This is a genomic window from Polynucleobacter sp. MWH-Svant-W18, assembly GCF_018687495.1.
Classification (GTDB): domain Bacteria; phylum Pseudomonadota; class Gammaproteobacteria; order Burkholderiales; family Burkholderiaceae; genus Polynucleobacter.
Genome location: NZ_CP061293.1, coordinates 684,010 through 706,625 on the forward strand (window position 1 = coordinate 684,010; position 22,616 = coordinate 706,625).

Here is a 22,616-nt window from a genome sequence, read left to right on the forward strand (position 1 = left end):
CTCACTACACCCTCTCGGAGGGCAAGACATCGCGACTGCGAACATGAAACTCTTTGCCCGCTTGAAGAAGACCAGCAGCCCGATCTGCAAAGAACCACTCTAGCGTCTGCTTAACAGTTGGGAAAGCCAAGTTAGCCCAAGGGATTTCATGTTCATAAAAGAGTGCTACCTCAAGACTCTCTTCGCCAGCAGAAAACTCGGGAGTAGGCATAGTGGCTAAGTAGAAAAGATGCACTTGCTCAGCATGGGGAACATTTAATAAAGAATAAAGCGGACCAATTTCCACTTGGGCGCCAGCTTCTTCAAGTGTTTCTCTAGCAGCGCCATGGCTAGTACTTTCACCAAGCTCCATAAAACCTGCCGGCAATGTCCAATAACCATGACGCGGTTCAATGGCACGCCGACACAGTAACACCCGTTCACCATAGACGGGAATGCTGCCAACGACATTGCGCGGATTCTGATAATGAATGCTGTGACAAGATTCACAGACATGGCGTTCACGAGAATCATCTGCGGGGATTTTGATCGTCAATACAGCAGCGCAGTTTGGGCAATACTTCATATTGACTTTCTAAAAATGGGCTTTGATGACGCCGCGAAGCGCATTTGTAAGAATAATCTCATCTGCCATTGAAACATCATTAATAGTCAGGTTGGCTTCACGGGCATTGAAATTGGGATCAGCAAGGACGGCTGCACGCATGACACCGGGTAATAGACCTGCTGAAACTGGAGGGGTAAGCCATTCCACGCTTCCTTGGGGTTTAACAAAAATGCTAGTTCTGCCGCCTTCAGTGACAAAGCCCTGTTCATTGGTAAAAATGGCGTCAAAGCCGCCTAACTCAACTGCCTTTTGCCATGCTTGATCGTAAAGAATGCGCTGAGTAATCTTGTGGGCTAATAAAGCATCTCCAGAAAACATCTCCACATCAGCGGACAAAACATCTTTTGCCCAAAAGATCTTTACTGACCCCTCAATAGCATCGAGTGGAGACGTGTTCACAGAACATTCTCCATTTGGGGCCAGATCCAAGCGAAGTCGGTAGCGCAAATTGCTTTTAAGGCCCGCACAAGCAGATTCGATTAGCGTTTGCGCATTTGCTCGATTAAAACCGATGCCCAAAGCTAGCGCAGAAGAATGCATGCGATCTAAGTGCGCCGAAATTCTTTGGGGTGTTCCTTCATGGATGGCGATGGTTTCAAATAAACCACAGCCACTAGGCAATTGCATCAAGAAGGCAGACTTGATGCGGCATTCTTGCCACTCTTTTTTAGCATCAGAGTCAATCGTGATGCCTGCTCCAACACCGAGTGTGAAGGCGGCAGCATGGGATTGCTTATCCTCTTCGATCTCAATGGTGCGAATCGGCACGCTAAAGGCAAAGTTGTCGTTGGGATCAAGCCAGCCCAGTGCGCCACAGTAGTAGCCGCGATCAGAAGATTCGAGCTCTTGAATAATTTCCATACTGCGTTTTTTGGGGGCACCTGTGACCGATCCGCAAGGAAAGACTGCTTTCAGAATATCGAGTAGGGTGGTATTTGGTTTGATTTGTCCTTGGACGGTGGATGTCATCTGCAAGACATCACCATGACGAGCAACCTCAAAGAGTTTGGGAACGGTGACAGTGCCTGGCATTGAGATCCGACTCAGATCATTGCGCAAGAGATCCACAATCATCACATTCTCTGCCTGATTTTTTGGGTCTTCTGAGAGTGCGCTTGCCACTTCAGATAGGGCGCTGGCAGTGCCTTTCATGGGCATGGCTTTTAAGATATTGCCTTCACGAGCAATGAAGAGTTCAGGGGATTGGGATAAAAGGTAACGAGAGTCATGGGCAATATAGGCGCCAAACCTGCCAGGTTGTCGCTGTCGTAGCAGGCTATATAAGGCGAGGGGAGAGCCATAGGCCTTCCCGGTGATACGGTAGGTATGATTAATCTGATAGGTATCACCGCTGCGAATATATTCCTGGATCGTTTGAATATCTTGTGCAAATTGCGCTTCAGTAAGAGATTCCTGCTGATCAAGCACGCCCGCAAGCTTCTCTTTGGAGTCGAGTTGCTCTATTCGATGGGCAATCAGGGTATCAACAGCTTGCTTGGAGAGTTTTTCAAACTTAGAAAAAGACCAAGCCTCAATGAGTGGGTGTGCTGCAGAAGCATTCTCTCGATGCTCTGGCAATCGCTGAAGGCATTGACCCAGTTCGTAGGCAAATGTAGCAAGGACATACTCACCTCGAGATAGTGATACCGATATTTCCCTTAAACATTGTTCAGTAGCGGCAAAGTCATTTGTTTGATCGTCACTTGGCAGAATGCGCCAGTAATGTAGTGGATTCTCATAGAGTCGACTGCTTGGTTCAGCCGCTGTACTTTGCGCATCATCGAGCAAAATCATCGCGGCTAACCTAAGATCTATGAGTAAATTATTTACTTCAGAATAGTGGCAGACTCAATGATGACGGGCTTGGTTGGAACATCAGCCATTCTGCCCATGCGAGGCGCTGGAGCAACCATCGTTGGTACTTTACGAATGGCGTCAATCGTTTGTGTGCCAGAGATCACCTTGCCAAACACGGTGTAGCCACTGCCCATTGCATTTGGGTAGTCCAGACCAGGATTGTCTTTAACGTTGATGAAAAATTGCGCAGTCGCAGAATCGGGATCCGAAGTGCGTGCCATCGCAATGGTGTACTGATTGTTTTTCAAACCATTATTTGCCTCAGACACCACCGGAGCATCAGTAGGTTTTTGAACGAGATCAGGGGTAAAGCCTCCACCTTGAATCATGAAGCCATCAATCACACGATGAAAGACAGTGCCGTTATAAAAACCGCTTTTGACATAGTTGAGAAAATTAGCAGTCGTCTTTGGCGCTTTATCAGCATCTAACTCAACTACGAAATTACCCATAGTGGTTTTAAATTCCACTTTAGGTCCGGCAATAGCCGCTTGACTTGCAAAACAGCTAACAATGAGAACAAGGCTGGCAAAAAGCTTACGCATAAGAGCTCCAATAATTAATAGAAGTGAGTGTGGATGATTGTATTCAAGAGTCTGGGAGTCTAGTTAAGCTAGACCATTGGGAACATTTCCGGCGTAGACGTAGGAGGCTTCATCAAACATCCCCGGTCGCGCCAGATAGTCCAAAGCCCATTCAATGGTATCGACGCCCCAAAAACAGTGATGATTGAGGATCAATGCGGGCACACCAAAAGCGCCATCTGCCTTCGCTTGATTGGTATTGGCAACGAGTTGCGCTTTGACTTCAGGGTTATCCGGTTTTACGGTATCTGCTGGCAAACCTAAATAAGAGCAAAAATCCGGCCAAGATAAATTCGGATCTTTGCCTTCCACCCAAACATAGTCAAAGGCCTTTTCAACCATAGGCCAATCTGCTTTTTGTTCAATGAGTAGTCGCTGGGCTGCCACTGTCATGAATGGGTGATGCTCCGGAAAGCGAAAGGGAACTCCCAACTTTTCAGCTTGCCATACACAGAATTGATAGGTGTGCGGACGCTTAGCAGCAACCTCACCAGGCCCTTTATTCTCTGTGGCTCGAAAGAGTCCACCAAGCAGAATGGGCACGGGAGTGATATCGAGTTTGTGTTCCAAACGATTTCTTTGCTTGATATATAAATAAGCAAAAGGAGAGATGATGTCGTAATAGAGGGTAGCCACTATTTTTTCACTCATGTGACTCAATCTCCCGATTTCTTTTTGGACTCTTCATCCAACTTACGTAAGAAGGTCATCTTCTCTTTGATCTGACTTTCTAAGCCCCGTTCAACAGGCTCATACCAATGCGGGGCTTGCATGCCTTCCGGTAAATAAGATTCACCGGCAGCATAAGCATGGGGTTCATCATGAGCATAGCGATACTCTTTGCCATGACCCAGTTCTTTCATGAGTTTGGTCGGCGCATTACGCAAATGATTGGGAACGGGTTTAGATTGATCTTGCGCAACATAGGCACGGGCAGCATTAAAAGCCTTGTAGCTCGCATTACTCTTGGAGGCGACCGCCAAATAGACGACTGCTTGACCCAAGGCAAGCTCGCCCTCTGGAGAGCCAAGGCGCTCAAAAGTTTGTGCAGCATCGTTAGCCAATTGCATCGCCCTGGGATCAGCCAAGCCAATATCTTCCCAAGCCATACGAATAATGCGACGCGCCAAATAGCGAGGATCAGCCCCACCATCCAACATCCGGCAGAACCAATAAAGTGCAGCATCGGGGTCAGAGCCGCGCACTGATTTATGAAGCGCGGATATCTGGTCATAAAACTGATCACCACCCTTATCAAAGCGACGGGCCTGAACAGTGAGCGCATTTTCAATAAAGGCTTGGTCAACCGTAGAGACTTCCGAGTTTGGTGTAAAGACAGCATTACGAATTTGTTCAACGAGATTGAGAAGGCGACGCGCATCACCATCAGCATGGCTGATGAGTATATCGATTGCACTATCTTCAAATTGCACTTGCGGCATAGCATGTTGCTGCGCACGCTGAAATAATTGCTTCAACTCAGTAGGACTTAAGGATTTAAGAACATAGACTTGAGCTCGTGATAACAAAGCAGAGTTCACTTCAAAAGAAGGGTTCTCTGTAGTCGCGCCAATAAAAGTAAATAAACCAGATTCCACATGGGGCAGCAGAGCATCTTGTTGGCTCTTGTTAAAGCGATGAATTTCATCGACAAACAAAATGGTCTGCTTGCCATATTGCGCCATATTTTGTTGGGCGAGCTCAATGGCTTCTCGAATTTCCTTAACCCCTGCCAATACTGCTGAGATGGCGATGAACTCTCGATCAAATGCTTTAGCTGAAAGGCGTGCCAGGGTGGTCTTACCAACACCTGGTGGGCCCCAAAGAATCATGGAGTGGGGTTTGCCAGAGGCAAACGCTAGATTGAGTGGCTTACTGGCGGCGAGTAAATGGGTTTGTCCGATGACTTCAGCGATGGTTTTTGGACGCAGTGCTTCCGCTAACGGTGGCGGTGGGGTGCTGTCAAACAAACTACTCATCAAATCATCATGCTTGAATAAAAAGAATCACGATGGCTGCCCAAGTTAAACAAGCTGCAGCGATATAAGTTAGACGATTGCGAATGGTCATGAAAGCAGCGCAAGCAGCTTCATCAGAAAAGTAATATCGATAAGTATTCTGATCAATATTGCGTTGGATGATTAAAGTGGATGCCAAAATGAGCAAGCCAACTGGAATATAAATATGCAGGGCAAGCCAAGCAACCAGTGCTGGAATCACACCCCAAATCCAAGCATTGCGATCAATCCAACGATCACCGCAAGGCGCCTTACCTAAGGTATGTAAATTGGCACCCCAATGGATCGCACCCATGAATGCAGTAATGACAGCGCCATAACCAGCAAGGGATTCTGCGCTGAGATAATTTAATGGGGTGGGTGCGAGCTGCACCAATAAAGCAAGACCGATAAACGGAATGAGTCCTGCATAAGCCAGTTTACGTACGAGGGGTGTAATAGGGTTCACGGGTATTCGAGAGGGTCAGTGCTTTAATTATTTATCATAACGATAAACACCGCGACCTGTTTTGCGACCGAGATAACCCGCAGCTACCATTTCTCGTAAAAGGGGGCATGGGCGGTATTTGGAGTCGCTGAAATTCTCAAAATAGACTTCCATCACTGCTAGGCAGGTATCTAAGCCAATCAAGTCTGCTAAAGCTAGTGGACCGATTGGTTGATTGCAGCCTAGCTTCATACCAGCGTCAATATCCTCTGGGCTGGCTAGGCCTTCGGACAATACAAAGAAAGCTTCATTAATCATCGGCAGCAAGATACGGTTCACCACAAAGCCTGGCGAGTTCTTCACGGTAATGGGCTCTTTGCCTATGCGCTTTGCCATTTCAATAATTGCTGCATGGGTTGCATCACTGGTTTGCAAACCACGAATGACCTCAACTAGAGCCATGAGAGGAGGTGGGTTAAAGAAGTGCATACCAATGAAACGCGCTGGATTGGAATCCAGGGCAGCAAGCTTAGTAATAGATAGGGAAGAAGTATTGGTAGCGATGATGGCATCTTTGCCAACGATCTCATCGACTTGCTTCAGAATCTTTTCTTTAATCGCTTGGTTTTCAGTAGCAGCTTCAATCACCAAATCCAAGCCTTTGAAGTCCGCATAAGAGGTGCTCCCCTTAATGTGTTTTAGTGCTGCATCTTTTGCTGCAGTTGTTATAGATTCTTTTTTAACAAGCCGATCCAAGCTTTTGCTAATTTGTTCAAGACCGCGTTGAACGGCAGCTTCATTAATATCAACCATGACAACATCTAGGCCTGCAACCGCGCAAACTTGCGCAATTCCATTGCCCATTGTGCCTGCACCGATTACACCGACTGATTGAATCTTCATGCTATTTCCTTTTTTGATACTGCGTTGAACCAAACAATTGCTCTCTCGCTTTGTCATCAGTCAAGGGCTTGCGTAGTGCTGTCAACACTGCGCATCCGCGTTTTACAGCGGGACGTTCACCAATCATCTCGAACCACCGCTTGAAATGGGGATAGTCGTGGATATCTATTCCCTGATTTTTCCAATTCCGCGTCCATGGATAAATGGCCATATCGGCAATAGAGTAACTTTTCCCAATAATATAAAGATTATCTTTCAGTTGCGTGTCGAGAACCCCATATAAACGCTTGGCTTCATTGGTGTAGCGATTGATGGCGTATTCAATTTTCTCAGGCGCATAGAGACGAAAATGGTGGTTTTGCCCAAGCATGGGGCCCAATCCACCCATCTGAAACATCAGCCACTCTAAGACCTCATACTTAGCGCGAGTGGACTTGGGTAAAAACTTCCCAGTCTTCCCAGCCAGGTACAGCAAAATTGCACCCGACTCAAATAGATGAATGGGTTTGCCATCTGGGCCATTTGGGTCAGTAATGGCTGGAATCTTATTGTTGGGACTGATTTTTAAAAATTCAGGCTGAAATTGATCGCCAGCCCCAATGTCAATTGGGTGTGCAATCCAATCTCGATCTAGGCGGTAACCGCATTCTTCGAGCATGATGTGCACCTTATGACCATTTGGGGTGGGCCAGCTATAGACATCAATCACATTTTTGGATTGCTTTTGTGGCATGGTTTTATCCTTCGGGGTCATTTAGGGCAGAGGAAACAAGGAGTCGCTAGAATGGTAAAAATACATTTATAAATTGTGCCATGCTGATCGTACTCTCCCCCGCAAAATCCCTCGATTACAAGACCCCCGTTAAGCTTAAGACGTCTACCTTGCCGGAATTTGTCTCAGAATCGGCAAAGTTGATTGCGGACTTGAAAAAACTATCCCCCCAAGAGATTGCTGATTTGATGGGTTTGTCTGATCAGTTGGCAGCCTTAAACGTTGGCCGTTACCGCGATTGGTCTAAAAAATTTACTGAAGAAAACAGCAAACCTGCGATCTACGCATTCGATGGCGATGTTTATGATGGCTTTGATGTCAAAACCCTTGATGCCAAAGCAATCCACTTTGCGCAAGACCATGTTCGTATTTTGTCAGGACTCTATGGCGCTCTGAGACCCTTGGATTTAATGCAGCCCTATCGCCTGGAGATGGGCACCGCGTTTCAAAATGCGCGCGGCAAAGATCTCTACGCTTTTTGGGGTAACCGAGTGACCAATTCTTTAAAACAGATTTTAGAAAAGCAAAAGAAACCCGTATTGCTCAATTTAGCCTCTGAAGAGTATTTCAAAGTCCTACAAGCCAAAGAACTCGATTGTCCAGTGATTTCTCCCGTGTTTCAGGACGGCAAGGATGGCAAGTACAAAATCATTTCGTTTTATGCCAAACGGGCTCGTGGGCTCATGGCTCGGTATGTTGTGGAGAATCGCATTACAGACCCAGCACACTTAAAGGGCTTTAATTTGGATGGTTATAAATACTTTGCTGCAGAATCCAAGTTGGATAAGCCTATCTTTAGAAGGGCGGAGAGAAAATAATGGCTTTACATCGCACCAAATCCTCGCAGCGTAGTTCTCCTGAAGTTGAAAAGCTTGTGTCAGATGCTATTTCCTTGGCAGCTTCCGGTAGTCAGATTGAAGATCGTTTTTGGGAAGATCGTCTCAATGTTCGTTTGATGCGTTTACTTAAAAGCCAAAATCAAAATGTGATTGATGCTGCCTTAGATCAAACATTTCGTATTAATACGGTTGCATTTGAAGTGCTTGCAGACACGGCGGAAACTTTGGCAGAGTCTCTCAGAATGGAGCATGAAGGGCAGGAGTGGGATGTGCTGTTATTGGCAATGCCCATCGTTGCACACACGCGCTATCAAATTCCTTCGGGACCATTGCCATCTAGCATCATCGAGGCTACTGCTCAAGCGCTCAATACCGCTATCGCAGCACCAGAAACGCGCCTAGCAATTGTTCCTTGGCTCTATAGCATCGACCAAATGCCACATTCCCATTGCCAAACTCGGGTCTTAACTGAAGCGTTGGCAAATGCAGCGATCTGCAATAAAGATGTGAAATTAGAGTTACGCGATATGTCCGAGACGATTGCAGTGCTCGCCGATCCCCGATTCATCATTGCTGCATTGAGTGCGCCGAGTGGTTCACCAATCTTTCGTTGGCAAGCCGAGCCGCCAGCACGTCAAGAGCGCGGTGTCAGTTTGATTGGTTGGCAAAATGCAATGCAAGAGCCGATTGCATCTCTCTTACCAGGCTGTGAATTTGAGTTGCTATTGCCAGAGTCTTATTTCACTAACTGCCGTTTAGCAGATAAACATGTTCGACCCTTAAGTATTCGTGCAGCTGTTAACTTCTTGGAAAGCGGCCTTGGCATTCTGCCGGCTGGTCTATCTTGCGTGGTCGGCGCCTTTGGAGAAGATCAGGCGGATGAATACCGTATCTCTTTTAGTGCCAAAGGCTCTTCTGAAATCATGTACGGTGTGATTTGGCCCCTGTACGACCGCGAGAGCGTGGCGAACGATGCCTTAAACGATGTCTCGGATGACGAGAGTCCGATTAAAAAGATTTGTGATGCCTTGCATGATGCTGGGGTAGAGGATGTATTCCGCCACGCTATGCTCTTTGATCCAGAGTTATGTGATGACTGTGGCGCTCCCTTATTCCCCGATCGCTCTGGTGAAGCAGTGCATGCAGAGATGCCTGAAGACACCCCATCACAACAACCTTTATTTCATTAACAGAAACGTCAAATAAAAAGCCGAGAGATTCTCGGCTTTTTTATTGAATTAACTCGATGCAAGTTTAGTTCTGTACGAAGGGCTCCGCATCAGCAAACAGATGAGGTAATTTGCCTGCTCTCATTTCTGGGGTTTGACAGAAATCAGCAAGTCTTACGCCAGCTTTGATGTTAAACAGCATTGCCTTGTTGCCCAGTACAACTAGATCATGACCACTATTCATGTTCTTATAGCGTAAGCTACCTGGCAAGGAAGTTTGACGATCTAAGTCATACGTCTTGGCTTCCCAGGTGAGACGAATTTTCTCAACGGTTCCAGAGGTCTTGAACTGTTTACTTTCGCTACAAGTCCATGTGAATACTTCTTCACTAGCAGCACTTACATTGGCAGATCCAGCTAGACAAGCAAGTGCAATGCTGATGTTGAGAAGGTTTTTCTTCATGTGATTTTTGTCCTTAAGAGAGCAAGTGCTTAACGCCAGCTTGTTCTTCAAGCAATTCGTTGAGGGTGTGGTTCATACGCTCGCGGGAGAATTCATCGATCTCTAGACCTTCGATCATCTTGTATTCACCGTTTTCGCAAACCACTGGGAAGCCATAAATGACTTCGGCTGGAATGCCGTATTCGCCCTTAGATGGGATACCCATAGTGACCCACTTACCATTTGTGCCTAGAACCCAGTCACGCACATGGTCAATTGCTGCATTGGCTGCAGAAGCGGCTGAAGACAAGCCACGCGCTTCAATAATTGCTGCGCCACGCTTACCAACGGTAGGGATAAATACATCTTTGTTCCATGCTGCATCATTGATAGAGTCTTTTACTGACTTGCCATCAACAGTTGCAAAGCGATAGTCTGGATACATTGTTGGGCTGTGATTACCCCACACCACGAGCTTCTCAATATCGGCAACAGGCTTGTTCAATTTGGTGGCCAATTGTGAGAGCGCACGGTTGTGATCGAGGCGCAACATTGCTGTGAAGTTTTTTGCAGGAATATCTGGTGCAGACTTCATTGCGATGTAAGCATTTGTATTTGCTGGATTGCCAACAACCAATACTTTGACAGTCTTCTTAGCTACTGCATTTAATGCCTTGCCTTGAGCTGTGAAAATTTGTGCGTTAGCAGAGAGCAAATCTTTGCGCTCCATACCAGGGCCGCGCGGACGTGCGCCAACTAAAAGAGCGACGTCAATATCTTTAAACGCAGTCATTGGATCAGAGTGCGCTGTCATACCTGCCAATAGTGGGAATGCACAGTCTTCCAATTCCATCATGACACCTGCCAATGCTTTTTGAGCTTTCTCATCAGGAATCTCGAGCAACTGGAGGATGACGGGCTGATCTTTGCCCAAGAGGTCGCCATTGGCGATACGGAAGAGGAGGGAATATCCGATTTGACCGGCTGCACCGGTTACGGCGACACGCATTGGGGCTTTTGCCATTACTAATAACTCCACAGGAAGGTTAATTAATCGATACTTTTCTATTATCCATTCAAGTGCACGTACTTTCGGATTACACTGTCACAGATGTCTTATATAAGACTAGAATTACCCTGAATTTTATCCAATTGATTTCGTCTGGAGTGAATTTGTCAGATATAAATTTGCCTGTAGCCTCATTTAGCCCTCTGTACGAGCAGATTAAGGCGATGATTTTGGCTAGCCTGCAAGCCTCTGAATGGCTTCCGGGAGAGGCTATTCCCAGCGAAATGGAGTTGGCAGCCCGATTCGCGGTCAGCCAAGGTACAGTCCGCAAGGCGATTGATGAGCTGGCCTCTCAAAATCTATTAGTCAGACGTCAGGGGAAGGGCACTTTTGTGGCCACCCACCAAGAGGATGACTGGCAATATCGCTTTTTGCACCTTGCCCCCGATTCTGGGATGAAATTTCACCTGGCCAATCGCTTCCTGGTATGTACAAAAACCGAGGCCAATGCTTACGTAGCCAATTTGCTGAAATTAAAGGCAGGTGACCCGATTATTCACATCGACCGAATTCAGAGCTATGCGGGGCAACCCATTGTTTTTGAAGAGATTTGGTTGCCAGGAGTACGTTTTACTGGGCTTGATCTTGATACCCTCAATGCTTGGCATGGCACTGTTTATGGCTTGTATGAGAGTCAATTTGCGACCCATATGGTGCGCGCTGAAGAAAAAATCAAAGCGATCGCTGCTGATGAGACCTTAGCTCGACATTTGCACTTAGCCCCAGGCGCGCCGTTACTTTCTGTAGAAAGGGTGGCCTTCACCTACGGGAATAAACCAGTAGAAATTCGGCATGCAAGATATGACACTTCTGAACAGCATTACGAGAACAAGTTGAATTAGCCTTATCCGTTAAAACCCCTAATTAACCCCTAAAAACCCTATAAAATCCCCAACACCCCTAAGGTTTCCAATAGAATATGTTGCAACACAACAAAGTCACACTGAACCTCCACCTAAAGATAGAGATTGCCCATGGTTGATGCACAGCAAAACGTAAAAAAAGATAGACCGGTTTATCGCAATATTGGTCTTGCCCAGTTAGTCAAATATCGCCTTCCTTGGGCTGGCAAAGTTTCCATCCTCCACCGCATTAGCGGAGCAGTGCTCTTCCTTTTATTGCCCTTCATCTTGTATCTCTTTGATCAAAGTCTGGCATCTGAAGTGAGCTACCAACACTTCCAGGCATTTACTAGCAGCTTCTTGGTCAAAATCATTTGCTTAGGCTTGATCTGGTGTTTCTTGCACCACTTCTGTGCTGGTATTCGTTACCTCTTGCTCGATTTAGAAATTGGCGTAGAGAAGTCTGAGTCAAATCGTTCAGCGATCTTCGTATTGTTCCTTGGCTTAGCTTTGACTGCGGTCGTAGGTCTCAAATTATTCGGCTTGTACTAAGCGCACATCTTTTAAGGAAATCACATGCCTATTTATCAGATTGGACCAAAACGCTTAGTAGTAGGCGCTCATTACGGTCTTAAAGAGTGGATCATCCAGCGCGTGACAGCGATTGTGATGGTGGTGTTCACCGTTGTTTTACTCGTGGACTATTGCATTACTGGTAGCGCGACTTATGAAGGTTGGTCTGCTTTGTTTAGCAACCAATTTATGAAGTTATTGACGCTCTTAGCATTCATCAGCTTGTTCTACCACGCTTGGATTGGTATCCGCGATATCTGGATGGATTACATCAAGCCTGTCAGCATTCGTTTAACACTGCAAGTGTTAACTGTTCTGTATCTAGTAGCCTGTGCGGCTTATGCCGTACAAATTTTGTGGAAAGTGTAATTCGATGACTGCAATTCAAAAATCATTGCCACGCCGCCGTTTTGATGCGGTGATTGTTGGTGCGGGTGGTTCAGGTATGCGCGCTTCTTTGCAGTTGGCTGAAGCCGGCCTCAATGTTGCTGTACTAACTAAAGTATTTCCAACACGTTCACATACGGTTGCTGCACAAGGCGGTATCGGTGCTTCATTGGGCAATATGAGTGAAGATAATTGGCACTATCACTTTTATGACACGATCAAAGGATCTGACTGGTTAGGTGACCAGGATGTGATCGAGTTTATGTGTCGTGAAGCTCCAAAAGTCGTTTACGAGTTAGAGCATTTCGGTATGCCTTTCGACCGCAATCCAGATGGCACGATTTATCAGCGTCCATTTGGCGGTCACACCGCAAACTATGGTGAGAAGCCAGTGCAACGTGCTTGTGCTGCCGCTGACCGTACTGGCCACGCGATGTTGCATACCTTGTATCAACGCAACGTGCGCGCTAAAACCAACTTCTTCGTTGAGTGGCTTGCGCTCGATTTGATTCGTGATGACGACGGTGATGTGGTTGGTGTTACTGCCCTTGAAATGGAAACCGGTCAGGTTTACATCTTGGAAGCCAAGGTGGTGATGATGGCAACTGGTGGTGCGGGCCGTATTTGGGATGCATCTACCAACGCATTTATTAATACCGGTGACGGTATGGGCCTTGCAGCCCGCGCAGGCATTCCATTGGAAGACATGGAGTTCTGGCAATTTCATCCAACTGGCGTTGCTGGTGCAGGCGTGTTGTTGACAGAAGGTTGTCGCGGTGAAGGCGGTATCTTGCGTAACAAGGATGGCGAACGCTTCATGGAGCGTTATGCGCCAACTTATAAAGACTTAGCGCCACGCGATTTCGTATCTCGCTGTATGGATCAGGAGATTAAAGAAGGGCGCGGTTGCGGCCCGAATGGTGACTACGTTGTGCTTGATTTGACCCACATCGGCGCAGAAACGATCATGAAGCGTTTGCCTTCTGTATATGAGATCGGCATTAACTTTGCAAACGTTGACGTGACCAAAGAGCCAATTCCGGTAGTGCCAACTATTCACTATCAGATGGGTGGAATTCCAACCAATATTCATGGTCAAGTTGTAGTGCCAGCCAATGGTATTCACAATGAAATCGTTAATGGACTGTATGCGATCGGTGAATGCTCATGTGTATCTGTGCACGGCGCTAACCGCTTAGGCACCAACTCATTGCTCGATCTCTTAGTATTCGGTCGCGCAGCGGGTAACCATATCGTTGGTCTTGATCTGAAAAATCGTGAATTCAAACCATTGCCTGCTAATGCTGGTCAGCAAACTTTGGAGCGCATTGCGAAGTTGGATAACTCCACTTCTGGTGAATACGCACAAGACGTTGCGAACGATATTCGTAAGTGCATGCAGAAATATGCTGGCGTGTTCCGTAACCAAGAGTTGATGGACGAAGGCGTTCGTCAAATGGCGAAGTTGACTGAACGCGCTAAGCACCTTTGGGTTAAGGACAAGTCTGAGATTTTCAATACCGCGCGCATTGAAGCCTTAGAAGTGGCCAACTTAGTTGAGACTGCAAATGCAACCATGATTTCTGCGGCAGCTCGCAAAGAGAGTCGTGGTGCACACTCACATGATGATCATCAACATCGTGACGACGAAAATTGGATGAAACACACACTTTGGTATAGCGAAGGCAATAGACTGACTTACAAGCCAGTTGTATTGAAGCCTTTGACAGTTGAGTCCTTCCCTCCAAAAGAACGTACTTTCTAAGCAAGAGAGATAAAGAATGAGTGATATCCGTATATTTGAAATTTACCGCTACGATCCAGATGTCGATGCAGCGCCACGCATGCAGCGCTATGAGTTAGAGCTCACTGGCGAGCGGATGTTGTTGGATGCTTTGATTTCTTTGAAGAAACAAGACGAAACGATTTCTTATCGTCGTTCATGCCGTGAAGGTGTGTGCGGCTCAGATGCGATGAACATCAACGGTAAAAATGGCTTGGCCTGCTTGACTAATATGTTGACTTTGCCAAAGGTCATTACATTGCGCCCATTACCTGGCTTGCCAGTGGTGCGTGATTTGATTGTCGACATGACTTTGTTCTTCAAGCAATACTTATCTATCAAGCCTTATTTGGTAAATGACAATCCCGCTCCAGAAAAAGAGCGTCTCCAGAGTCCTGAAGAGCGTGAAGAGTTGAATGGTTTATATGAGTGCATCTTGTGCGCATCATGCTCAACCTCATGCCCATCTTTCTGGTGGAATCCAGACAAGTTTGTTGGCCCAGCTGGTTTATTGCAGGCTTATCGTTTCATTGCTGATAGTCGCGATGAAGATACGGCACAGCGCTTGGACAACCTTGAAGACCCATACCGTTTATTCCGTTGTCACACCATCATGAATTGCGTGGATGTCTGTCCTAAGCATTTGAACCCGACGAAGGCGATTGGCAAGATCAAGGAGTTGATGGTTCGTAGGGCAGTATGACCCTCGGCAATGCAGAGTTATATCGCTTAAAGAGTGATGCCCGCAGGGGTTTACTAGAAAACGACCTAATTCTGCAGCGTTTTTTTGAGCGCTACGGCACTCAGTTAAGCGTAGAAGATGGAAAAGTTTTAAGCCAGTTATTAGCTTTAGATGACAACGACTTGATGGATTTACTCATTGGGCGCAAAGACTCTGTAGCAAGCCTGGAAAAGGAGATGCAAACAGACTCCTTTAAAGCTTTATTACAAAAGCTGAGAGAGAAGTAAATCAGCTTTTTGGTGCAGTAGTAGTGAAAGCATGTGATCGAATAGTGTATTAATCATAATTTTGAATGACTAAGGATTAGAAATGATTGAATCGGACATCAAGGCAAAACTTTCGTTTTCAGATGGCACACCAGATATTGATCTGCCAATTTATAAAGGGACAGTAGGTCCTGATGTAATCGACATTCGCAAGCTCTATGGTCAGACTGGTAAGTTCACTTACGATTCAGGCTTTTTATCTACTGCTTCCTGTAACAGCAAAATTACTTATATCGATGGCGATAAGGGTGAGTTGCTCTACCGTGGTTACCCGATTGAAGATCTTGCCGCAAACTGTGATTTCTTGGAAGTTTGCTATCTCTTGATCAATGGTGAGTTGCCTAACGCCACTGAGAAAAAAGATTTTGATGAAATGGTCATGCACCACACGATGGTTCATGAGCAAATGCAATTCTTCTTGCGCGGTTTCCGTCGCGATGCGCATCCAATGGCAGTATTGACTGGCTTGGTTGGTGCAATGGCAGCTTTCTATCACGATCAAATTGATTACAGCGATCCGAAGGCACGTGAAATTGCGCAGATTCGTTTGATTGCCAAGATGCCAACCTTAGTTGCGATGGCCTATAAGTATTCAGTAGGACAACCATTTATCTATCCAGATAATTCTTTGTCATACACCGCTAACTTTATGCGCATGATGTTTGCTACACCATGTGAGGAGTACAAAGTCAACCCAGTATTGGTACGCGCTTTGGATCGCATCTTCATTTTGCATGCAGATCATGAGCAAAATGCATCTACTTCTACTGTCCGTTTGTGCGGCTCTTCAGGTACCAATCCGTTTGCAGCAATCTCTGCTGGTATTGCTTGTCTCTGGGGCCCAGCCCACGGTGGTGCTAACGAAGCTTGCTTACAGATGTTGAATGAGATTCAAGCTCAGGGTGGCGTAGATAAGATTCATGAATTCATTGCTCAGGTAAAAGATAAGAACTCTAGCGTTCGCTTGATGGGCTTTGGTCACCGCGTTTATAAAAACTTCGACCCACGCGCTAAATTGATGCGTGAGACTTGCTACGAAGTATTGAATGAACTTGGTCTGCAAGATGATCCATTATTCAAGTTAGCCATGACTCTTGAGAAGATTGCTTTAGAGGATGAGTACTTTGTTAGCCGTAAGCTCTATCCAAACGTAGACTTCTACTCCGGTATTGTTCAACGTGCACTTGGCGTTCCAACAGAAATGTTTACCTGTATTTTTGCTTTGGCAAGAACAGTGGGTTGGATTGCGCAGTGGGAAGAGATGATTACTGATCCAGAGTACAAGATTGGTCGTCCACGTCAGCTTTATGTTGGCGAAACTTCACGCAAAGTTCCGAACATTACTGTTCGCAAATAAGGGGTTCAGGCTTACTCATGTCACGTACGCTTTATGACAAATTGTGGGATGACCACGTTGTTTACTCAGAAGAGGATGGCACAGCGACGATCTATATTGATCGTCAATTGCTGCATGAGGTAACTAGTCCTCAAGCCTTTGAGGGTTTGAATTTAGCAGGCCGTCCAGTTTGGCGTATCTCTGCCAATTTGGCAGTCTCTGACCACAATGTGCCAACCACAGACCGCTCTGAAGGTATTGCAGATCCAATATCGAAATTACAAGTTGATACCTTGGATCAAAACTGTGATGCCTTTGGTATTACTCAGTATAAGATGAACGATGCCCGTCAAGGTATTGTTCACGTCATTGGACCAGAGCAGGGCGCAACTTTGCCCGGTATGACAGTGGTATGCGGTGATTCTCATACCAGTACGCATGGTGCATTTGGTGCTCTAGCGTTTGGTATTGGAACTTCTGAAGTCGAGCATGTTTTAGCTACGCAGACCCTGCTCATGAAAAAGAGCAAGAATATGTTGGTGCGGGTTGATGGTCGCTTGCAGCCAGGTTCCACTGCAAAAGATATCGTTCTGGCCGTGATTGGCAAGATTGGTACAGCAGGCGGCACGGGCTACACCATTGAGTTTGCTGGTGAAGCAATTCGTATCCTTTCTATGGAAGGTCGCATGACTGTCTGCAATATGGCTATTGAGGCGGGTGCACGCGCTGGCCTAGTTGCTGTTGATGAAACCACTATTGAGTACATCCAAGGTCGTCCATACTCACCAAAGGGACCAGCTTTATTGCAAGCCTTGCAGTATTGGAGAACTTTGCACTCTGATCCAGATGCAAAGTTTGACGCTGTAGTCGAATTGCGCGCTGAAGAAATTGCGCCCCAAGTCACTTGGGGTACTTCACCAGAGATGGTGCTTGCTATTAGTGATCGTGTTCCAGATCCAGAAAAAGAGCGTGACCCTAATAAGCGTTCTGCGATGGAGCGTGCCTTGGAGTATATGAATCTCACTCCCAATACCCCATTAAGCAGTATTTCTGTGGATAAAGTATTTATTGGTTCTTGCACTAATAGCCGTATTGAAGATATTCGGGCAGCCGCTAAAGTAGTAGATCGTATCGGCAAAAAGGTTGCGGCTAATGTGAAGTTGGCGATGGTTGTTCCTGGTTCTGGTTTGGTGAAAGCCCAGGCAGAGCGCGAAGGTTTAGATCGTATTTTCAAGGCCGCTGGCTTTGAGTGGCGCGAGCCAGGTTGCTCAATGTGTTTAGCAATGAATGCCGATCGCCTTGAGCCTGGCGAACGTTGTGCCTCTACATCCAACCGTAATTTTGAAGGTCGTCAAGGCAATGGCGGCAGAACCCATTTAGTCAGCCCTGCAATGGCTGCTGCTGCAGCGATTGAAGGTCATTTTGTTGATGTTCGTAAGATTTCATAAGGGTATCGAGATGAAATTTTCTCCAGTTTCTTTAATTGCTAGATTAGCAATAGTTGGTCTTGTAGGTTTGATCATTGCTGCTTGCACGAACACCATGGAGGGTATGGGAAAAGATTTGCAGACGATGGGCAAGTCGATGGATAGCAGTTCTTCAAGCAATACCCAAAACAATCAGTCTCAAACTAAGGGTAAGGACGTTGTCGTTACTCCGGTGAAGTAAACATTTAGAATTTAAGTCGGAATTATGGAAAAATTTACGGTCTATAAAGGTTTGGTTGCTCCGTTAAATCGCGAGAACGTGGATACCGACGCCATCATTCCTAAGCAATTCTTAAAGTCCATTAAGAAAACAGGCTTTGGTCAAAATTTATTTGATGAGTGGCGCTATCTTGATCATGGTGAGCCTGGGCAAGATTGCAGCTCGCGTCCACTCAATCCCGACTTTGTACTGAATCAGTCTCGCTATCAGGGTGCCGGTATTCTGCTGGCACGTAAGAACTTCGGTTGCGGCAGTTCTCGTGAGCACGCTCCATGGGCACTTGACCAGTATGGCTTTAGGGCAGTAATTGCCCCGAGCTTTGCCGATATTTTCTATAACAACTGCTTTAAAAACGGTCTTTTGCCGATCGTTTTGACAGAATTGCAGGTTGACCACCTCTTTAATGAAACCATGGCGTTTAGTGGTTATCAATTAACTATCGACCTTGAGGCTCAGCAGGTCATTACCCCTGATGGGACTGCCTATAGCTTCGATGTAGCCCCATTTAGGAAGTTTTGCCTTCTCAATGGCTTGGACGATATTGGCTTAACTCTGCGCCATGCAGATAAAATCAAGGCTTATGAAGCCGAGCGCATTCTCAAGATGCCTTGGCTTGCGACTCAGTTGCCGTAATTTTAGATTTAAAGGCCTCTCATGAAAATTGCAGTTCTACCGGGCGATGGTATCGGCCCGGAAATCGTTGCTCAAGCTGTACGAGTCTTAAATGCGCTCGGCCCAAAGTTTGATTTAGAAGAAGCTCCTGTTGGTGGGGCTGCCTATGATGTAGTAGGTCATCCTCTGCCGCCAGCAACCCTAGAGCTGGCTAAAAAAGCTGATGCAATTTTATTCGGAGCAGTAGGCGACTGGAAATACGACACACTCGCTCGCGAATTTCGTCCTGAACAAGCTATCTTGGGTTTGCGCAAACACTTAGAGTTGTTTGCCAACTTTAGACCGGCAATTTGTTATCCAGAGCTCACTGCAGCATCTAGCTTGAAGCCAGAAATTATCGGTGGTTTGGATATCTTGATCGTCCGAGAACTCAATGGCGATATTTACTTTGGTCAGCCCCGTGGCATTCGTACATCTGAGTTGCCACTCTTTAAAGGTGCCCGCGAAGGTTTTGACACGATGCACTATAGCGAGCCAGAAGTGGAGCGTATTGGTCGTGTTGCTTTTGAAGCAGCGCGTAAACGTAGTAAAAAAGTCTGCAGTGTGGATAAGGCAAACGTATTAGAGACCTCCCAGTTATGGCGTGAAGTCATGATCAAAATCTCTCAGGACTACCCTGATGTTGAGCTTTCCCATATGTATGTCGATAACGCGGCAATGCAGCTGGTAAAAGCACCCAAGGCATTTGACGTAGTGGTTACCGGCAACCTCTTTGGCGATATCTTGTCAGATGAGGCAGCTATGCTTACCGGCTCAATTGGGATGCTACCTTCGGCATCTTTGGATAAGAACAATAAAGGCTTGTATGAGCCAAGTCATGGTTCTGCACCGGATATCGCTGGCAAAGGCATTGCTAATCCTTTGGCAACTATTTTGTCTGCAGCAATGATGCTGCGCTATTCATTGGGAATGCCTGCAGAAGCAGATCGAATTGAACGGGCCGTTCAAAAGGTATTGGCACAAGGCTTACGGACTGCAGATATTTATACCGAAGGCACTCAAAAGGTCTCTACTGTACAAATGGGTGATGCAGTGGTGGCAGCACTCTCTTAAATCAATAGTAAATATTCATTAGATAGTTAATCATGGCAAATACAAATACTCCATTAGTAGGTTTAGTCGGCTGGCGTGGCATGGTTGGAAGCGTGCTCATGGATCGGATGCTGGCTGAAAAAGATTTTGACTTGATCGAGCCTGTATTTTTCAGTACCAGCCAAGCTGGCGGAGAAGTGCCTTTAATTAATGGCATAAAAGTCAGCAAGAGCGAAAGCGCTTTGCAAGATGCAAACGATATTCAAGCGCTGTCACGCTGCGACATCATTTTGACTTGCCAAGGTGGTGACTACACCAATGAGATCTTTCCAAAGCTGCGCGCTGCCGGCTGGAATGGCCATTGGATTGATGCTGCTAGTGCGCTGCGGATGAAAGATGACGCGGTATTGGTTTTGGATCCTGTAAATCGCCCAGTGATCGATAAGGCTTTGGCGGCTGGTGGTAAGAACTGGATTGGCGCTAACTGCACCGTGAGCTTGATGATGATGGCTATGGGCGGTTTAGTAAAAGCTGACATGGTTGAATGGATCAGTGCAATGACTTATCAAGCAGCATCTGGTGCTGGTGCACAGAATATGCGCGAACTACTGCTGCAGATGGGTGCATTGCGCGATAGCGTTGCTACTGAGTTAGCGGATCCATCCTCTTGGATTTTGGACATTGATCGCAAAGTCACTGAGACCTTGCGTTCAGCAGATTTCCCGAAAAAGAATTTCCGTAACACGGCTTTGGCTGGTAGCTTGATTCCTTGGATCGATGTGCCAGTAGAGAATGGTCAAACCAAAGAAGAGTGGAAGGGTGGCTCTGAATTCAATAAGATACTTGGTCGTCCAGCATTCCGCACGCCAGGAAGCATTCCGATTGATGGTTTGTGTGTACGCGTTGGTGCGATGCGTTGCCATTCACAAGGTCTGACTGTGAAGTTGAAGAAAGATATTCCACTTAAGGAAATCGAAACTATCTTGGCTAACGATAACCAGTGGGTCAAAGTTGTGCCAAATGATCGTGAAACCACTGAGCGTGACTTATCGCCTGCAGCTGTTAGCGGTACTCTGACAGTGCCAATTGGCCGTCTACATAAAATGGCCATGGGTCCAGAGTACTTGGGCGCATTTACAGTGGGTGACCAGCTGTTGTGGGGTGCTGCCGAGCCATTGCGCCGCATGCTCAGAATTTTGCTCGAAAAATAATGTTGAGAACTTGCCAACTGAGCTTTGTCAAAGCTCTTTGCTTTATTTGGCTAAGTTGGTCTTGTGCTGCCTGGGCAATCTCGCTGGGTTCACCACAACTACAATCCAAGACTGGCGAACCGCTTCGCGTAGAAATTCCCATTCGGGTAGCGGCAGACGAGGAGAGCGCTCTCAATAGTCTCAAGGCACAAACTCCCAATAAGGCTGCCTATGAGCGTCTGGGAATTTCCTCAAAAATTTTAGAGCTCAACCCCCAAGTTTCGGTGTATCGCAATCGCCAAGAAAAATTGATGATCTTAGTCGAGACGGTCAACCCAGTTCCGCTCTCAGAAGATCCATTTGTCGATGTATTAGTGAATCTCAATTGGGCAAGTGGAAGCATTACCAAAACTTACACATTGTTATTGGGCGATGTGCAGAAGGTTCTAGTTAAGCCTGGTCAAACTCTATCGGAGATTGCAGCATTGATGGCTCCACAGCTAGACGGTGCCACATTAGATCAGGCGATGATGGCTTTATATAAAGCGAATCCTGATGCTTTTGCTAGCGGCAGTATTAATCGTTTAGCTGCTGGTGCTGAACTCAATAAGCCGAGCCAAGCGCTTCTGCGGTCCATTAGTCCTGCAGAGGCGAATCAATTTGTGGCAGAGGCGAATGCACAGTGGCGAGCCGAGCAGGGGGCGGCTGGAGCTAACCCCGACTCTAAGTCTGGTAGCACTAAAGTAGCTGAACTGACTCCAAAAGATCGTCTGAAGATCGGCTCTAGTGCAGATAGCAACGAAGAGCGTCGCTACACCGAAGAGCTTGTAGCTCAAGAGAAACAATTAGAGCAAGCTAAAGCTCGCGTAGCAGAGTTAGAAAAGAATGTTGCCGACCTGCAGCGATTGCTCGATAAATCTAAAGAGAAGAAGGCTGTTGACGATCATTTTGGCTTAGGCGCGGCAGGCCCAGCTATTTTGGCGATTACATTAATTACATTAACGGGTTTATTGCTATGGGGCTTTGCGCGTAATGCACGTCGCTCTGAGTTGGGTGATTTTCAGGCGGCAAGCATGCCGGCAGATACTCACCACAAGCTAACTCACGCTAATTATGAAATGCCTGAGCGTGCCAAGGCACTCTTTGCAGGCATCGATTTAGATCTTTCCAAACCAGCAGTAGACCTGCCATCAACACCACCTGCTCCGATCCTAAATCCTTTGGCTGATACTTTGCGTGTCAAATTAAATCTTGCGCGTGCATACATCACGATTGAAGATTTCTCGGCTGCTAGGAGATCTTTAGAAGAGGTGCTACAAGTTAGTAATGCTGTAGACCCAACAATCACGATTGAAGCTCAAGGCTTGTTAGCGGAGCTCTCACATCGCAATGCCTAAGC

At 46.5% G+C, this 22,616-nt stretch carries 25 protein-coding genes; 15 read left to right on the top strand and 10 right to left on the bottom strand.

Features of this window, described 5'->3' with window-relative positions; translation table 11 throughout:
- Positions 1–4 precede the first annotated feature (4 nt).
- The 8 genes from C2757_RS03585 to C2757_RS03620 form a co-directional block, all read right to left on the bottom strand.
- Positions 5–565, bottom strand: coding sequence for an NUDIX hydrolase (locus tag C2757_RS03585; RefSeq protein ID WP_215376243.1), 561 nt, complete (start codon positions 563–565; stop codon positions 5–7).
- Positions 566–574: 9 nt separating this feature from the next.
- The gene (locus tag C2757_RS03590; protein WP_215376246.1) at positions 575–2,401 is read right to left on the bottom strand and encodes a bifunctional anthranilate synthase component I family protein/class IV aminotransferase; all 1,827 of its coding nucleotides are present in this window, start codon (positions 2,399–2,401) and stop codon (positions 575–577) included.
- A 32-nt stretch (positions 2,402–2,433) separates the two neighbouring features.
- Positions 2,434–3,009: a peptidylprolyl isomerase gene (locus tag C2757_RS03595; protein WP_215376249.1), complete on the bottom strand. Its 576-nt coding sequence runs from the start codon at positions 3,007–3,009 to the stop codon at positions 2,434–2,436.
- 63 nt (positions 3,010–3,072) lie between these two features.
- Positions 3,073–3,699, bottom strand: coding sequence for a 2-hydroxychromene-2-carboxylate isomerase (locus C2757_RS03600; RefSeq protein ID WP_215376252.1), 627 nt, complete (start codon positions 3,697–3,699; stop codon positions 3,073–3,075).
- 5 nt (positions 3,700–3,704) lie between these two features.
- Positions 3,705–5,027 carry a replication-associated recombination protein A gene (locus C2757_RS03605; protein WP_215376254.1) on the bottom strand — a complete coding sequence of 441 codons (1,323 nt, stop codon included), beginning with the start codon at positions 5,025–5,027 and terminating at the stop codon, positions 3,705–3,707.
- A 7-nt stretch (positions 5,028–5,034) separates the two neighbouring features.
- Positions 5,035–5,514, bottom strand: coding sequence for a DUF3429 domain-containing protein (locus tag C2757_RS03610; protein ID WP_251366788.1), 480 nt, complete (start codon positions 5,512–5,514; stop codon positions 5,035–5,037).
- Positions 5,515–5,541: 27 nt separating this feature from the next.
- Positions 5,542–6,396 (bottom strand): 3-hydroxybutyryl-CoA dehydrogenase, encoded by an 855-nt coding sequence (locus C2757_RS03615; protein WP_215376256.1) that lies wholly within the window; start codon positions 6,394–6,396, stop codon positions 5,542–5,544.
- 1 nt (position 6,397) lies between these two features.
- Positions 6,398–7,105, bottom strand: coding sequence for a glutathione binding-like protein (locus C2757_RS03620; protein ID WP_215376855.1), 708 nt, complete (start codon positions 7,103–7,105; stop codon positions 6,398–6,400).
- Between the two features lie 104 nt (positions 7,106–7,209).
- Between C2757_RS03620 and yaaA the strand changes: the two genes are divergently transcribed.
- On the top strand, positions 7,210–7,986 hold the full coding sequence (yaaA, locus tag C2757_RS03625) for a peroxide stress protein YaaA (protein ID WP_215376259.1): 777 nt from the start codon (positions 7,210–7,212) through the stop codon (positions 7,984–7,986).
- The gene (locus C2757_RS03630; RefSeq protein WP_215376262.1) at positions 7,986–9,197 is read left to right on the top strand and encodes a DUF2863 family protein; all 1,212 of its coding nucleotides are present in this window, start codon (positions 7,986–7,988) and stop codon (positions 9,195–9,197) included. Before yaaA ends, C2757_RS03630 begins: the two co-directional genes overlap by 1 nt.
- A gap of 64 nt (positions 9,198–9,261) precedes the next feature.
- On the opposite strand, the gene C2757_RS03635 is transcribed toward C2757_RS03630, so the two are convergent.
- Together C2757_RS03635 and C2757_RS03640 are read right to left on the bottom strand one after the other, a co-directional pair.
- On the bottom strand, positions 9,262–9,639 hold the full coding sequence (locus C2757_RS03635) for a hypothetical protein (RefSeq protein WP_215376265.1): 378 nt from the start codon (positions 9,637–9,639) through the stop codon (positions 9,262–9,264).
- Between the two features lie 13 nt (positions 9,640–9,652).
- On the bottom strand, positions 9,653–10,642 hold the full coding sequence (locus C2757_RS03640) for a malate dehydrogenase (protein ID WP_215376267.1): 990 nt from the start codon (positions 10,640–10,642) through the stop codon (positions 9,653–9,655).
- 143 nt (positions 10,643–10,785) lie between these two features.
- Here C2757_RS03640 and C2757_RS03645 point away from each other — a divergent pair, with 143 nt between their 5' ends.
- From C2757_RS03645 to C2757_RS03705, 13 genes are all read left to right on the top strand, one after another.
- The gene (locus C2757_RS03645) at positions 10,786–11,529 is read left to right on the top strand and encodes a GntR family transcriptional regulator (protein WP_251366789.1); all 744 of its coding nucleotides are present in this window, start codon (positions 10,786–10,788) and stop codon (positions 11,527–11,529) included.
- A gap of 132 nt (positions 11,530–11,661) precedes the next feature.
- Positions 11,662–12,081, top strand: a complete 420-nt coding sequence (gene sdhC / locus C2757_RS03650; protein ID WP_215376273.1) for a succinate dehydrogenase, cytochrome b556 subunit — start codon at positions 11,662–11,664, stop codon at positions 12,079–12,081.
- 24 nt (positions 12,082–12,105) lie between these two features.
- The gene (sdhD, locus tag C2757_RS03655; protein WP_215376276.1) at positions 12,106–12,471 is read left to right on the top strand and encodes a succinate dehydrogenase, hydrophobic membrane anchor protein; all 366 of its coding nucleotides are present in this window, start codon (positions 12,106–12,108) and stop codon (positions 12,469–12,471) included.
- 4 nt (positions 12,472–12,475) lie between these two features.
- Complete coding sequence (gene sdhA / locus C2757_RS03660; RefSeq protein WP_215376278.1) at positions 12,476–14,254, top strand: succinate dehydrogenase flavoprotein subunit; 1,779 nt, start codon at positions 12,476–12,478, stop codon at positions 14,252–14,254.
- 16 nt (positions 14,255–14,270) lie between these two features.
- Positions 14,271–14,975, top strand: coding sequence for a succinate dehydrogenase iron-sulfur subunit (locus C2757_RS03665; protein WP_215376281.1), 705 nt, complete (start codon positions 14,271–14,273; stop codon positions 14,973–14,975).
- Positions 14,972–15,241, top strand: a complete 270-nt coding sequence (locus C2757_RS03670; RefSeq protein ID WP_215376284.1) for a succinate dehydrogenase assembly factor 2 — start codon at positions 14,972–14,974, stop codon at positions 15,239–15,241. The genes C2757_RS03665 and C2757_RS03670 overlap by 4 nt, the downstream gene beginning before the upstream one ends.
- A gap of 82 nt (positions 15,242–15,323) precedes the next feature.
- Complete coding sequence (gene gltA, locus C2757_RS03675) at positions 15,324–16,637, top strand: citrate synthase (RefSeq protein WP_215376287.1); 1,314 nt, start codon at positions 15,324–15,326, stop codon at positions 16,635–16,637.
- 17 nt (positions 16,638–16,654) lie between these two features.
- Positions 16,655–18,064, top strand: coding sequence for a 3-isopropylmalate dehydratase large subunit (leuC, locus tag C2757_RS03680; protein ID WP_215376290.1), 1,410 nt, complete (start codon positions 16,655–16,657; stop codon positions 18,062–18,064).
- 10 nt (positions 18,065–18,074) lie between these two features.
- Positions 18,075–18,284, top strand: a complete 210-nt coding sequence (locus C2757_RS03685; RefSeq protein ID WP_215376293.1) for a hypothetical protein — start codon at positions 18,075–18,077, stop codon at positions 18,282–18,284.
- A 24-nt stretch (positions 18,285–18,308) separates the two neighbouring features.
- Positions 18,309–18,956 (top strand): 3-isopropylmalate dehydratase small subunit, encoded by a 648-nt coding sequence (gene leuD / locus C2757_RS03690; protein ID WP_215376296.1) that lies wholly within the window; start codon positions 18,309–18,311, stop codon positions 18,954–18,956.
- 21 nt (positions 18,957–18,977) lie between these two features.
- The gene (gene leuB, locus C2757_RS03695; RefSeq protein ID WP_215376299.1) at positions 18,978–20,048 is read left to right on the top strand and encodes a 3-isopropylmalate dehydrogenase; all 1,071 of its coding nucleotides are present in this window, start codon (positions 18,978–18,980) and stop codon (positions 20,046–20,048) included.
- 32 nt (positions 20,049–20,080) lie between these two features.
- Positions 20,081–21,238 carry an aspartate-semialdehyde dehydrogenase gene (gene asd / locus C2757_RS03700; RefSeq protein ID WP_215376302.1) on the top strand — a complete coding sequence of 386 codons (1,158 nt, stop codon included), beginning with the start codon at positions 20,081–20,083 and terminating at the stop codon, positions 21,236–21,238.
- Complete coding sequence (locus C2757_RS03705; RefSeq protein ID WP_215376304.1) at positions 21,238–22,614, top strand: FimV/HubP family polar landmark protein; 1,377 nt, start codon at positions 21,238–21,240, stop codon at positions 22,612–22,614. The genes asd and C2757_RS03705 overlap by 1 nt, the downstream gene beginning before the upstream one ends.
- Positions 22,615–22,616: the final 2 nt, after the last annotated feature.

What these genes read in the sequence shown, in the direction of transcription:
- C2757_RS03585 (WP_215376243.1), bottom strand. Translation starts at nt 565, where the DNA reads ATGAAGTATTGCCCAAACTGCGCTGCTGTATTGACGATCAAAATCCCC.
- leuB (WP_215376299.1), top strand. Translation starts at nt 18,978, where the DNA reads ATGAAAATTGCAGTTCTACCGGGCGATGGTATCGGCCCGGAAATCGTT.
- C2757_RS03605 (WP_215376254.1), bottom strand. Translation starts at nt 5,027, where the DNA reads ATGAGTAGTTTGTTTGACAGCACCCCACCGCCACCGTTAGCGGAAGCA.
- C2757_RS03615 (WP_215376256.1), bottom strand. Translation starts at nt 6,396, where the DNA reads ATGAAGATTCAATCAGTCGGTGTAATCGGTGCAGGCACAATGGGCAAT.
- C2757_RS03635 (WP_215376265.1), bottom strand. Translation starts at nt 9,639, where the DNA reads ATGAAGAAAAACCTTCTCAACATCAGCATTGCACTTGCTTGTCTAGCT.
- gltA (WP_215376287.1), top strand. Translation starts at nt 15,324, where the DNA reads ATGATTGAATCGGACATCAAGGCAAAACTTTCGTTTTCAGATGGCACA.
- C2757_RS03705 (WP_215376304.1), top strand. Translation starts at nt 21,238, where the DNA reads ATGTTGAGAACTTGCCAACTGAGCTTTGTCAAAGCTCTTTGCTTTATT.
- C2757_RS03640 (WP_215376267.1), bottom strand. Translation starts at nt 10,642, where the DNA reads ATGGCAAAAGCCCCAATGCGTGTCGCCGTAACCGGTGCAGCCGGTCAA.
- sdhC (WP_215376273.1), top strand. Translation starts at nt 11,662, where the DNA reads ATGGTTGATGCACAGCAAAACGTAAAAAAAGATAGACCGGTTTATCGC.
- C2757_RS03670 (WP_215376284.1), top strand. Translation starts at nt 14,972, where the DNA reads ATGACCCTCGGCAATGCAGAGTTATATCGCTTAAAGAGTGATGCCCGC.
- asd (WP_215376302.1), top strand. Translation starts at nt 20,081, where the DNA reads ATGGCAAATACAAATACTCCATTAGTAGGTTTAGTCGGCTGGCGTGGC.
- sdhA (WP_215376278.1), top strand. Translation starts at nt 12,476, where the DNA reads ATGACTGCAATTCAAAAATCATTGCCACGCCGCCGTTTTGATGCGGTG.
- C2757_RS03595 (WP_215376249.1), bottom strand. Translation starts at nt 3,009, where the DNA reads ATGCGTAAGCTTTTTGCCAGCCTTGTTCTCATTGTTAGCTGTTTTGCA.
- C2757_RS03600 (WP_215376252.1), bottom strand. Translation starts at nt 3,699, where the DNA reads ATGAGTGAAAAAATAGTGGCTACCCTCTATTACGACATCATCTCTCCT.
- C2757_RS03630 (WP_215376262.1), top strand. Translation starts at nt 7,986, where the DNA reads ATGGCTTTACATCGCACCAAATCCTCGCAGCGTAGTTCTCCTGAAGTT.
- sdhD (WP_215376276.1), top strand. Translation starts at nt 12,106, where the DNA reads ATGCCTATTTATCAGATTGGACCAAAACGCTTAGTAGTAGGCGCTCAT.
- C2757_RS03665 (WP_215376281.1), top strand. Translation starts at nt 14,271, where the DNA reads ATGAGTGATATCCGTATATTTGAAATTTACCGCTACGATCCAGATGTC.
- yaaA (WP_215376259.1), top strand. Translation starts at nt 7,210, where the DNA reads ATGCTGATCGTACTCTCCCCCGCAAAATCCCTCGATTACAAGACCCCC.
- C2757_RS03590 (WP_215376246.1), bottom strand. Translation starts at nt 2,401, where the DNA reads ATGATTTTGCTCGATGATGCGCAAAGTACAGCGGCTGAACCAAGCAGT.
- C2757_RS03685 (WP_215376293.1), top strand. Translation starts at nt 18,075, where the DNA reads ATGAAATTTTCTCCAGTTTCTTTAATTGCTAGATTAGCAATAGTTGGT.
- leuD (WP_215376296.1), top strand. Translation starts at nt 18,309, where the DNA reads ATGGAAAAATTTACGGTCTATAAAGGTTTGGTTGCTCCGTTAAATCGC.
- leuC (WP_215376290.1), top strand. Translation starts at nt 16,655, where the DNA reads ATGTCACGTACGCTTTATGACAAATTGTGGGATGACCACGTTGTTTAC.